Raw genomic sequence first — 12,010 nt, forward strand, 5'->3', positions numbered from 1 at the left:
CTGGAATTACGGTAATACAGCATGGTTTGACTGGGGCTTATTTTTCTCGATCTTCTCCATTTTTTTTGCCCGGCGTGCGATCTCTTCTTTGATCTCTTCCAGAAAACCATTGTTTTTCTTGTGCTGCTGTTTTGTCTTCCACCATGTAAAGCAGACGATCACCCCCAGCAAAATCGGCACAAAACTCACCACTTCAATCCCATCGAACATTAAAAATACAACGCCAGTCGAGATACCAAATACACCCAGTAATCCCGTTAGGTATCCCTTGCGTCCATCCCAGACCGATTGGACATATTTGGCACACCATGCCTCGATCTGATCCCGGGTCGATACCAGTTCTTCATCTGTCCATTTTTTGAGATTCATTCGTCCTCCTGATCAATTATCAATGATGAGCTTCCCGGGGCACCCGGATGATCCAACCCGACACAAGATACCTGGATTATGATTTGGAAAGATCATATAAATGGAGTGCCGCCCGAAGAAGCGCCAGAAATCAGCATCGTCCAAGTAGCAAAGTTTATCAGTACCTGTATACGCTCCAAGTGCATTTTTTACTGCTGACACCATCACCACCAAACCGGCACCATTCGGTTAGATAAATACAGAAGAGTAATAAACAGGAAGCTAACAAGTCTTCGCTCCGTTTTCTTACCGGTTGACTTCCAGCAGATTGTCGGACTGCCTTGAATTTGATGAAGTAAAGCGGAGCTTAAAATATTCTTTGTGGTGCCGGGAGGGGGAATCGAACCCCCATGATGTCACCATCGCGGGATTTTGAGTCCCGTGCGTCTACCAATTCCGCCATCCCGGCTTTCAAGTTGCGGCAGGAACGCAATTATCACTGAAATCACCCCGTACAGCAACTAACAGCAAATTTCCGGTAAATCGACACATCCCGGCCGGCTGTTTAGAAGCCACAGCTGCTTTATGAAACACGGGTATCTGTTCTACCCGGCTTGCTGCGCTGCATGCCCTGATTGTGCGTCACCTGGTTCTGAGCTAGTATTTTCAGCAAAAATATGTTTCGGTTTGGAGTTGTCATTACTTCCACTCTTGGGTGCTCCGCTGACGCCTTCATGTCACCCGCACCTGATCTGGAATAATGCACCATCAGGACCCGGGAAAACGGTTAAGCCAGGCAGACATTGCTAAAAGATAGAAACAACAAAATTGTTTCATACCTAAAAATTTTGAGAATTTCATGCAAAATCCTATTTTGAATGACTCGGACGATTCTGTGGTTATTTCACCGGAAGCGGAACTGCTTATCAGTGAAGTATCCCAATATCTCAAACCTGAAGATCTGGCATTACTCAAGAGTGCCTATTTCTTCAGCCAAAAGGCACACTCCGGACAGTTCAGGAAATCAGGTGAACCTTACATCTCCCACCCGATTACTGTAGCCAGAATACTGGGCGAGCTGCGCCTGGATGCAGTCACACTCACTGCAGCACTGTTACACGATGTGGTAGAGGATACCGGCATCCTGAAGCAGGAAATCAGCGAAAGATTTGGTTCTTCCGTGGCTGAACTTGTCGATGGAGTTTCCAAACTCGACAAAATCAGATTCCAGACACAGGCGGATATGCAAGCGGAAAATTTCCGCAAAATGCTGCTGGCTATGGCACAGGATGTGCGGGTAATACTGATCAAGCTGGCTGATCGCCTGCATAACATGCGCACTCTCGAGGTAATGTCACCGGAGAAACAACACCGTATCGCCCAGGAAACTCTGGAAATTTATGCTCCGATTGCTCATCGACTCGGCCTGGAAAACATCTACCAGGAGCTGCAGGAGCTGGGTTTCTGTTTTTCCTATCCGACCCGCTACAAGGTCCTGCTCAAAGCAACCAAAGCAGCCAGGGGAAATCGACGGGAAGTCGTCGGAAAAATTCTCGATGCAATCAAGCAGCGTCTGCAGGAAGCAGAGTTGGATACTGTAGTAACCGGACGTGAAAAACATTTGTACAGTATCTATAAGAAAATGGCCGAGAAACACCTCAGTTTCTCGGATGTACTGGATATTTACGGTTTTCGGGTGATCGTCAGAGATGTATCTTCCTGCTATGTGGCACTTGGAGCGCTCCACAGCCTTTACAAACCGATCCCTGGTAAATTCAAGGACTATATCGCCATCCCCAAACCGAACGGCTATCAGTCGTTACACAGTACATTGCTTGGACCTTACGGATTACCGATAGAAATACAGATCCGCACCCATGAGATGCATCACATTGCAGAAGCCGGGGTAGCTTCACACTGGCTTTACAAAAGCAAGAACACTGATGCTGGAATAGATGATCTGCACATGAAAGCCAATCAGTGGATGAAAGGTTTGCTGGAAACCCTGAATGACTCTTCCGATTCGCTCGAATTTCTGGAGCACCTCAAGGTTGATCTGTTCCCTGGTGAAGTATATGTGTTCACTCCTCAAGGCAAGATATTGACATTACCAAGAGGCGCAACAGTAGTGGATTTCGCCTATGCTGTGCATACTGACGTCGGAAACTGCTGTGTAGCGGCCAGAATCAACGGTGAAATCACCCCGTTGCGTACCCGACTGAAAAGCGGGGATCGCGTGGAAATCATCACTGCCCCTGCAGCCAAGCCGAACCCCATCTGGCTGTCTTATGTCGCCACCGGTAGAGCGCGCTCCAGTATTCGCTATTTTCTGAGGACCATTCAATACAATGAATCAGTCAAGCTTGGAGAACGCCTGCTGAATCAGGCGCTGCATTCTTTTGGCATAAATCCGGACGCTATCGAGCCATCGCAATGGGAAAAGTTGGTCAAGGAAAGCAAGGCCAAGTCCAAAGAAGCACTGCTGGCAGACATTGCCCTGGGAAAACAGCTTGCAGCCGTTCTGGCCAAACGCCTGGCAGTACCGGGTGAATCTGTCTCAAACATACAAAGCAATAACTCCATCACCATCCTGGGTACTGAGGGAATGGCCGTCAAATTTGCACGATGCTGTCATCCCATACCGGGCGACGGTATCGTTGGTCTGATCAAGAAAGATCAGGGACTGGTGATCCATATGCAAGACTGTCCTGCGGTAATCAGGATCAAGGACCATAAAAACATGGAAAATCAGCTGGATGTCGTCTGGGGAACGGATATCGATCGAACTTTTCCTGTCAGTATATTCATGACGGTGGTAAACAAAAGCGGCGTACTGGCCAGAGTAACTGCCGAGATCGCTAAAGCAGATTCGAATATTGACGATATCACGCTGGAGAATGACAAAGATTACACCACGATGCGCTTTATCCTGCAGACCAGAGATCGTCAGCACCTTGCACAGATTTTCCGCAGGCTGAAGCACATTGATGAAATAGTCAAAATGGGGCGTATCAAGAACCTGTAAACCACTACCTTATAAAAAATGAGTGCCGACAATCTGTTGCTTGACTTTACTTCGCCCGGGGCGATCCCTCCTGATCCTGCCGAGGTGGTGCGGCGAGTGGTCGATGAGACACAAACGACGATGCGGGCACTCGAATCACTTCTCGAAAACGAACGAATAGAAGATATGACCGGGTGGAGGTTGCTGGCAATGTTTTATCTGGCAACCGACCGGCTAAACGATCTGGCTAAAATCGAAAAGCAGTACAAAAGCATCACCGGCGTATCTCTTTCAGCAGATCTCAAACAGAAATACCCGCAGTGGTTTAATGGCGAAACTGTCAGCCATCCGGTAGTATTTGAAATCCCGAAGAAAATTACTGCAGCAGCATTACCTGACAACATCATTATCCAGCGTGGGCAATGTTCCCCAGGTGGCATCCTGCTGGATTTTTCACAGGTACAGGAAATTGATAATGACGGGTTGAAGAAACTGGCACAACTCTTTTCTTCTCTGGCACAGGAAAACACCAGGCCCAAGTTGAGACAGGCAGATCGTTTCATTACCTGCCTGCAGAACAAGGCAGAGACAGGTACCGGAACTCGTGCAATATGGGATGTATTGTTTGCCTATGAACGGTTCCGCGATGACAGGGAAGCTTTTGAGGAAAAAGCGATCAAATTTGCCGTTCTTTATGGGATTTCACCCCCATCCTGGGAATAAACGCCGGCACCATTACCGGCTTTTCTTTTCCTCACGCACCTTCTCAATCAACTGGTTCAGAACTGAAATCGTATCCTGCGGGGTACCACCTGCTTTACCACTGGTCAGATATCTGCCATCCACCACCAGTGCCGGCACACCAGTCAGCTTGTATTGCCGTATCATTTGAGCAGAACGGTTTGCCTGATTCTGGACTGTGAATGAGTTATAGGCACCGACAAACTTGTCACGATCGACCCCTTGTTTTCCGATCCAGTCGAACAGCGTCGCTTCTTTCGACAAATCTGTTTTTTCACGATGAATGGCGTGATAGACCTTGTCATGCAGTGTTTGAGTAAGGCCGAGGCTTTCCATCGCATAAAAAGTTTTTGCACCAGGCACCCAGTTATTCCTGAGAATGGCGGGCACGAACCGGAACGCCACATCCGCCGGTTTGTTCTCCAGCCAGCGGCTGAGATGGGGATGCAAATCACTGCAATGAGGACAGCCATACCAGAAAAATTCAATGACTTCAATGTGTTCTGAATCACCTTCAGTCGGCTGAGGAGCTGACAGTACCGTATAATCCCGGCCTTCAACGATTTCTGCATGAGCAATCAACACTCCCGCCAAGTTTACGACGATAAAACTCAAGAGAAAGCAGATCATTTTTCTCGCGGTCATCTATTTTTCCTCGCTTTCAAAGTTGGTAAATCGTAAATGACATTTCCAATGGAAAAGAAAAGGTAAATCTGTTCCGGTTCGAATTCCAGTTGCTTTTCAACCGGGTTCGGCCACATCAGTCAGGAGCTTTGTACCGGTGCTTACTGCGTCACCAGGCTTGATGTTACCCCGTTTTCCTGTAATGAAGCACGAACCCGATCAAGCTCTTCCATTCGGGTAAACGGGCCGACTCGTACACGATGGACGGGAACGTTGCCTTCAGATCTTCCAGTCTGGACCGAAGCAATGATACCCAGCAAAGCAAGTTCAGCCTTCACCCGCTCAGCATCACTGGAATTTCTGAAGGAACCCGCCTGAAGATAATACCGACTCTTGGGTTCAGGAACCTTCTCAGGCGGTTTTTCAGCAGTTTTTTCAGGGATCTTCCTGGTAACGGTTGCAGCAGGCGGTAATGGTGTGAGATCAAATACATCTTCACCCGGTGGCTCATCGATACCCGGCAAAATTTTGTAGAAATCAAAACGTGATCCACTTGTGCCCGTCTGATTCGTATTCGATTCGGTTTTTTTCTCCTGCTTCTCCGGCGATGGTGATCGTCGCACGGATGATTTTTCAGAGGACTGGTTCTGAGCGACTTTCCCTCCGTTCAGAAACGGACTGGGAGCCTGGCTGAGGTACAACCATACCCCGATTGCACTTGCCAGACCCAAGGTATAGCCCACAAACAGACCAAGCCACAGCAGGCTGCCGTTTTTATGGGCCTTTGCCGAATTTCTGGATTTATAATCCCGACTCATCAATCTTTCCGTATTACGTTCAACTACATTTCACGGGGAGCGGTTACCCCCAATAACGTCAGCCCTTTCGATAAGATCTGGCGAACGGCTGAAATCAGTGCCAGCCTCGTTATTTTAAGCGATTCATCTTCAACGAGAAAACGTGTCGAATTGTAATAACTATGAAATTCGCCTGCCAGTTCGCGCAGAAAAAAGGCAATGAGATGGGGTGCGCGTTCTTTTGCCGCAGCTTCAATCGTATCCGTAAAATCGATCATTTTCTGCAAAAGCACGAGTTCGGCAGGGTCAGTCAGCAACTCCGTTTCCGCCCGCGCAAGTATATCCTCAGCCCCCCCCCACTGGCCTAGCACGCTACAGATACGGGCGTGTGCATATTGTACGTAATAAACAGGATTATCATTGCTCTGTGATTTGGCCAGATCGAGATCGAAATCCAGGTGCTGATCACTTTTACGCAGCACATAAAAAAATCGCGCTGCATCATTGCCCACTTCCTGGCGTAATTGCCGCAATGTGACGAATTCCCCCGAGCGGGTGGACATGGAAACTTTCTTGCCATCCCGATACAACACTGCAAACTGGACCAATGCTATTTCAAGCCTTCCTGGATCGAGCGATAATGCCTCTATGGCACCTTTCACCCGTGGAATATAACCATGGTGGTCCGCCCCCCAGATATTCAACAGGTAATCGAAGCCACGCTCGTACTTGCTGAGATGGTAAGCGATATCCGAGGCAAAATAGGTATACAGGCCATTTTCCCGCTGCACGACCCGGTCTTTCTCATCACCGAAATCGGTGGAACGGAACCAGAGCGCGCCATCCTGCCGATACAGCAGTTTTTTATCATCCAGCAGCTGTACGGCACGTGCCACCATCCCGCTATCGAACAATGACTGTTCCGAAAACCAGGTCTCAAACTCGACACCGAATTCCATCAGATCATTCCGGCAGTCCGCCAACTGTTCTGTCAGGACAAAATTGTGCAGATCAGCATAATCCTGATCAAGAATGGATTTTGCTGCAGTGATGAGTCTGTCGAGGCGCTCGTCTTCACTATCAATCGTCGTACTCGCACTGATTTCAGTCAGTTGCCGTATCGTTGCATCAGAACGATGGGCGTAACGATCACCCTGTGCCTGGTATATTTCCGATGCCATGTCAGCAACATACTGGCCGCGGTAGGCATTGGCAGGGAATGAGAAGGAGAGTCCGCACAGATCAAGGTAACGTAACCAGGTCGATAACGTCAGGATATCCATCTGCCGGCCGGCATCGTTGACATAGAATTCGCGCGTGACGGCATAACCGGCTGCGGTCATGATATTGGCCAGGCTGGCACCAAACGCTGCCCCTCGTCCATGCCCGACATGTAGCGGACCGGTGGGGTTGGCCGACACAAACTCGATCTGTATGGTTTTCCCTGCTCCCAGCCTGCTGTGGCCGAACGAATCACCCGCCTGCAGCACAGCGTGCAGAAACTGTTGTTTGGCTGTTTTCTTCAGAAAAAAATTGATGAACCCGCCACCAGCAACATCGGCTTTTTCCACGCAGGAAGAATCAGGCAGTGCTCCAATCAATGCTTTTGCCAGTTCAAGTGGATTCCGGCGTAAACGCCTGGCCAGCTTCATTGCCAGATTGCTGGAATAATCACCATGATCTGCCAGTTTGGGACGCAGCAACTCGATTTGAACCCCTGCTTCATCCGGGAGAACTTGCCTTGCTGCCTGATCGAGCAATTGAATACAGTGTGATTTAAAGTCGGGAAGAGTCGTTGTAACCATGACAGGAAAGTGTTTCAGCAAGCCCGCATTATAGCGGCTCGATTGCAAACTTGTTTGCGTGTTTTGACGTATAAGTCGCACCGGAAAACCGGTCCGGCAGATTCTGGCAAAGATTCCTGATCTGATACCGGCGCAGTCCAGATCACCTTTCTACAACGGAATTTTGCTGAAAATCACCTGTATTTTCGGGCTGGATGGACATTTCAGGATTTGCAGATTTCATGTGTTATCCAGCCGGTATATAATGCAACGTATTATGACCGTGTAAAGGCCCTGATCAACTCAAATGGAAAATACAGCAGAAAAATTCGAGGAAGAAATACTCGATGCTTGCATCCGTCACGCAAAAGAAGTTCTGGCAGAGCAACTCCCGCTTGTCAAAGACAAAAAATATGACTTCGCACCGCAATTCAGAGATTTGACCATCCAGCTCTATCTGGTGGGTGTCATGCAGCAGTTTTATGATCAGTATGAAGCAACGACGACGGATGCTCAGGAAAAAGCATTCCATGCGTTGTACTACATGATGACCAAAGATGGTGTCAAATCCAGGCGGGCAAAAAACCAGGCTGCATTCATCAGACAAATGTCCAGATTGGATGATGGTGATGAGGCACTGGCCTTGGCGTTAGGGTATGAGTCAAAACCAGGCGACCGCAGCCTTGCTGAGGTTTTCGACCATTACGTCAATGAATCCAGAGTTTCAAAGGGACTCTGGCGTTTCTACGACCAGGGCAAGAAAATTCTATTACTGGGCGGTTTACTCTTCGCCATGGCTGGTATATGGTTTGTAACGATCTATCTGCCGGAAAGTGACAATATCACCATTCTGGCTGTTGGATTATTGGCCGCACTTTTTTTCATAGTACCCGTGTTTCTGGTCGGCCTGCTGATTCACCGTTACAAGACCCGGAAAGGTAGTCGCACCCCAACACCCCCTCAATAGCTGGCAAGACCCGGGGGCCGATATGTACCCGAAAAGTAATTTTCTGATGGTACAAAAACTACCTGGGAAGTATTTCCAGCAAAAGTTTTCAAATCAATCCTGCTGATTTACATGGGTTATTTACCTGCTTCACCTGATATTTCCTGAATTTTATGAGTGCAACAATCATCAGCGGCAGTCTTATCGCAAGCAAATTTCGCGAAGAACTGAAGCAACGCGTCAAAATACTCTCAGAAACATGGATGCAACCCGGTCTGGCAGTAATTCTGGCAGGAGATAATCCTGCCTCTTGCGTATATGTGCGCAACAAGGCAAAAACGTGTGAGGAATTGGGGATCCGCTCCGAAATCTTCAATTTTCCTGGTGATATTTCTCAGAAAACCCTGTTACAGCAAATTCAGGATTTGAATGTCAATCCGGAAATTCACGGTATTTTGGTACAACTGCCTTTGCCTGGCCATATCCGGATCGATGAAGTCATTGCTGCCATCGCAATAGGAAAGGATGTGGATGGCTTTCACCCCTGTAACGTAGGTGCATTGGTAACAGGCCACGCCCTGTTTCATCCATGTACTCCCTTTGGAGTAATGAAAATGCTGGCAGAATATGATATTCCGCTCCAGGGGCAGCATGCAGTCATCATCGGCCGCAGTAACATCGTCGGGAAACCGATGGCTCTCATGCTGCTGGAAAAAGGTGCAACGGTCACGGTTTGTACCTCACGGACACGAGATCTGGCCAACCATACCCGTAACGCCGACATTGTCGTCATGGCTGCAGGAAAAGCGAATCTGCTGACGAGTGATATGATCAGAACAGGTGCGACAGTCATCGATGTAGGAATCAATCGTCTGCCAGACGGGCGACTTTGCGGAGATGTCGAATTTTCAGGAGTGAAAGAAAAAGCAGGATATATCACGCCGGTTCCCGGTGGAGTCGGTCCGATGACTATCGTGATGCTGATGAACAATACGATCGAAGCTGCCGAACGTGCGAAAGCAGTGGCTCTGGCCGGTGGCTGGCACAGTTCTGTGCAATAATTTTGGAATTGTCAACAGGGAGCAGACCCGAACATGGATCCAATGGACATTGATCCGCAGGAAACGCAGGAATGGCTGGATGCCTTGGAAACGGTTCTGATGAATGAAGGAACCGAGCGTGCCCATTTTCTACTGGAAAAACTGGTGGAAAAAGCCCGCCGTTCCGGCGCATACCTACCCTACAGCGCCAACACCGCTTATATCAATACTATCCCTCCCGGCAAGGAGGAACGCTCACCCGGTGATCATGCACTGGAGCATCGTATCCGTTCCTATATTCGCTGGAATGCGATGGCCATGGTGTTACGTGCCAACCGTCATACCAATGTTGGCGGCCATATCGCCAGTTTCGCCTCGGCGGCCACGCTCTATGATGTCGGCTACAACCATTTCTGGCGTGCCGCCAATGAACATCAGGGCGGAGACCTGGTTTACGTACAGGGCCATTCTGCTCCCGGTATCTATGCACGTGCTTTCCTGCTGGATGAATTGACTTCCGATCAGCTCGATAATTTTCGTCAGGAGGTCGGTAATAACGGTCTGTCTTCCTACCCTCATCCATGGCTGATGCCGGATTTCTGGCAGTTCCCGACTGTTTCGATGGGTTTGGGGCCGCTCATGGCGATCTATCAGGCGCGCTTCATGAAATATCTGGGTGCACGCGGACTTGCTCAAACCGAGGGGCGTAAGGTCTGGGCCTTCATGGGTGATGGCGAGATGGATGAACCGGAATCTCTCGGAGCCATTTCTCTGGGCGCACGTGAGAAACTGGACAACTTGATTTTCGTCATCAATTGCAATCTGCAGCGCCTCGACGGACCGGTACGAGGTAATGGCAAGATCATTCAGGAAATGGAGAGCACTTTCCGCGGTGCCGGCTGGAATGTGATCAAGGTCATCTGGGGTTCCTACTGGGATCCGCTACTGGCCAAGGATACCAAAGGATTGCTGCAGCAGCGCATGATGGAATGTGTCGATGGTGAATATCAGACCTTCAAATCACGTGATGGCGCTTATGTACGCCAGCATTTCTTCGGCAAATATCCGGAATTGCTGGAAATGGTCGCCAACATGTCCGACGACGATATCTGGCGGTTGAATCGCGGCGGCCACGATCCTCACAAAGTTTATGCTGCCTATAGCACAGCAATGAAACACACCGGCCAGCCCACTGTGATTCTGGCCAAAACGATCAAGGGCTACGGTATGGGTGAAGCGGGTGAGGCACAGAACATCACCCATCAGCAGAAAAAAATGGGCACGATCTCACTGAAGGCATTCCGCAATCGCTTTGGTCTGCCGGTGCCGGATGACAAAATCGACGAGATACCTTACCTCAAGCTTGAGGAAGGGTCACCTGAATACAACTACATGCGTGCGCGGCAACAGGCAATGGGTGGTTTCATTCATCACCGCCGTCGCAAAGCTGCTGCCTTGCAGATCCCTCCATTGTCCGCTTTTGAGACACTGCTCAAAGCCAGTGGTGAAGGGCGTGAATCCTCCACTACGATGGCGTTTGTGAGGATACTCAACGTCCTGGTAAAAGATAAGAATATTGGCAAACATGTAGTACCCATCGTGGCGGATGAATCACGTACATTCGGCATGGAAGGCATGTTCCGGCAACTGGGTATCTGGTCATCGGTGGGGCAGCTTTATACCCCGGAAGATGCCGACCAGTTGATGTATTACAAAGAAGATCGGAACGGACAGATTTTGCAGGAAGGAATCAACGAAGCAGGCGCCATGGCATCGTGGATGGCGGCAGCCACTGCTTACAGCACCCATGGTGTGCAAATGATTCCATTCTATATTTTCTATTCGATGTTCGGCTTCCAGCGTATTGGTGATCTTGCCTGGGCAGCAGGGGATATGCGCTGTCGCGGCTTTCTGCTGGGGGGTACCGCCGGCCGCACGACGCTGAACGGTGAGGGATTGCAGCACGAAGATGGTCACAGCCACCTGGCTGCTTCCACGATTCCAAACTGCGTATCCTACGATCCGACTTTTGCCTATGAGCTGGCAGTCATCATGCAGGATGGTCTGCGTCGTATGTATCAGGAACAGGAAGACGTTTATTACTACATTACTGTGATGAACGAAAATTATCCGCACCCGGAAATGCCCAAAGGTGCTGAACAGGGCATTCTGCAGGGTATGTATCTGTTCCGTAACGGCGGTAAACAGCGCAGTAAGTTACACGTACAACTGCTGGGCTCGGGAACGATTTTACGGGAAGTGATCGCCGCGGCAGAAATTCTGGAAAAAGATTATAAGGTCTCGGCAGATATATGGAGCGTAACCAGCTTCAATCAGTTACGGCGTGAAGCACTCGCTGTATCACGCTATAACCTGCTTCATCCGGATGAACCGGCCAGATTATCGTATGTGGAAACCTGTCTGAAAGACCGGGAAGGACCTGTCATTGCTTCTACGGACTACATGAAGATCGTTGCCGACCAAATCCGGGAATTCATCCCAGGACGTTATTTCGTACTGGGAACAGACGGGTTCGGCCGTTCCGATACCCGCGAGAAACTGAGACAATTCTTTGAAGTCGATCGCCATTATGTCGTGATTGCAGCACTCAAAGCGTTGGCGGATGAAGGAAAGATTCCATCTTCACAAGTAACCAAGGCAATCCGTACCTTTGCGATCGATCCGGACAAACCCGAGCCGGTCAAGATCTGATTCTGTTCACGGCA

The 12,010-nt window shown here is 49.3% G+C and carries 9 protein-coding genes and 1 tRNA gene; 5 read left to right on the forward strand and 5 right to left on the reverse strand.

The features are described from left to right. Positions 1 to 6 precede the first annotated feature (6 nt). Entirely contained in the window at positions 7 to 369 is a 363-nt protein-coding gene (locus HRU73_RS08770; RefSeq protein ID WP_287398438.1) for a hypothetical protein, read from the reverse strand. Between the two features lie 361 nt (positions 370 to 730). Further along, positions 731 to 817 (reverse strand) — tRNA-Leu (locus HRU73_RS08775). Positions 818 to 1,207: 390 nt separating this feature from the next. On the opposite strand from HRU73_RS08775, the gene HRU73_RS08780 reads away from it, so the two are divergent. Beyond that, entirely contained in the window at positions 1,208 to 3,373 is a 2,166-nt protein-coding gene (locus HRU73_RS08780) for a RelA/SpoT family protein (protein WP_287398439.1), read from the forward strand. A gap of 18 nt (positions 3,374 to 3,391) precedes the next feature. Then, positions 3,392 to 4,075, forward strand: a complete 684-nt coding sequence (locus HRU73_RS08785) for a hypothetical protein (protein WP_281870753.1) — start codon at positions 3,392 to 3,394, stop codon at positions 4,073 to 4,075. A 12-nt stretch (positions 4,076 to 4,087) separates the two neighbouring features. Here HRU73_RS08785 and HRU73_RS08790 read toward each other — a convergent pair whose 3' ends face one another. From HRU73_RS08790 to argS, 3 genes are all read right to left on the reverse strand, one after another. Continuing rightward, complete coding sequence (locus HRU73_RS08790; protein ID WP_287398440.1) at positions 4,088 to 4,738, reverse strand: thiol:disulfide interchange protein DsbA/DsbL; 651 nt, start codon at positions 4,736 to 4,738, stop codon at positions 4,088 to 4,090. A gap of 140 nt (positions 4,739 to 4,878) precedes the next feature. Then, positions 4,879 to 5,535 carry an SPOR domain-containing protein gene (locus HRU73_RS08795; RefSeq protein ID WP_276679150.1) on the reverse strand — a complete coding sequence of 219 codons (657 nt, stop codon included), beginning with the start codon at positions 5,533 to 5,535 and terminating at the stop codon, positions 4,879 to 4,881. Positions 5,536 to 5,558: 23 nt separating this feature from the next. Next, complete coding sequence (gene argS / locus HRU73_RS08800; protein ID WP_287398441.1) at positions 5,559 to 7,319, reverse strand: arginine--tRNA ligase; 1,761 nt, start codon at positions 7,317 to 7,319, stop codon at positions 5,559 to 5,561. Between the two features lie 286 nt (positions 7,320 to 7,605). Between argS and HRU73_RS08805 the strand changes: the two genes are divergently transcribed. From HRU73_RS08805 to aceE, 3 genes are all read left to right on the forward strand, one after another. Beyond that, a complete protein-coding gene (locus HRU73_RS08805; RefSeq protein ID WP_011110998.1) occupies positions 7,606 to 8,265 on the forward strand; it encodes a hypothetical protein in 660 nt (219 codons plus the stop codon). Between the two features lie 152 nt (positions 8,266 to 8,417). Next, positions 8,418 to 9,305, forward strand: a complete 888-nt coding sequence (gene folD / locus HRU73_RS08810; RefSeq protein WP_287398443.1) for a bifunctional methylenetetrahydrofolate dehydrogenase/methenyltetrahydrofolate cyclohydrolase FolD — start codon at positions 8,418 to 8,420, stop codon at positions 9,303 to 9,305. 33 nt (positions 9,306 to 9,338) lie between these two features. Continuing rightward, complete coding sequence (gene aceE, locus HRU73_RS08815; protein WP_287398444.1) at positions 9,339 to 11,996, forward strand: pyruvate dehydrogenase (acetyl-transferring), homodimeric type; 2,658 nt, start codon at positions 9,339 to 9,341, stop codon at positions 11,994 to 11,996. The last annotated feature ends 14 nt before the right edge of the window (positions 11,997 to 12,010 follow it).

It is taken from the genome of Nitrosomonas sp. H1_AOB3, assembly GCF_015709435.1.
Taxonomy (GTDB): Bacteria; Pseudomonadota; Gammaproteobacteria; order Burkholderiales; family Nitrosomonadaceae; genus Nitrosomonas; species Nitrosomonas europaea.

What these genes read in the sequence shown, in the direction of transcription:
- HRU73_RS08770 (WP_287398438.1), bottom strand. Translation starts at nt 369, where the DNA reads ATGAATCTCAAAAAATGGACAGATGAAGAACTGGTATCGACCCGGGAT.
- HRU73_RS08780 (WP_287398439.1), top strand. Translation starts at nt 1,208, where the DNA reads ATGCAAAATCCTATTTTGAATGACTCGGACGATTCTGTGGTTATTTCA.
- HRU73_RS08785 (WP_281870753.1), top strand. Translation starts at nt 3,392, where the DNA reads ATGAGTGCCGACAATCTGTTGCTTGACTTTACTTCGCCCGGGGCGATC.
- HRU73_RS08790 (WP_287398440.1), bottom strand. Translation starts at nt 4,738, where the DNA reads ATGACCGCGAGAAAAATGATCTGCTTTCTCTTGAGTTTTATCGTCGTA.
- HRU73_RS08795 (WP_276679150.1), bottom strand. Translation starts at nt 5,535, where the DNA reads ATGAGTCGGGATTATAAATCCAGAAATTCGGCAAAGGCCCATAAAAAC.
- argS (WP_287398441.1), bottom strand. Translation starts at nt 7,319, where the DNA reads ATGGTTACAACGACTCTTCCCGACTTTAAATCACACTGTATTCAATTG.
- HRU73_RS08805 (WP_011110998.1), top strand. Translation starts at nt 7,606, where the DNA reads ATGGAAAATACAGCAGAAAAATTCGAGGAAGAAATACTCGATGCTTGC.
- folD (WP_287398443.1), top strand. Translation starts at nt 8,418, where the DNA reads ATGAGTGCAACAATCATCAGCGGCAGTCTTATCGCAAGCAAATTTCGC.
- aceE (WP_287398444.1), top strand. Translation starts at nt 9,339, where the DNA reads ATGGATCCAATGGACATTGATCCGCAGGAAACGCAGGAATGGCTGGAT.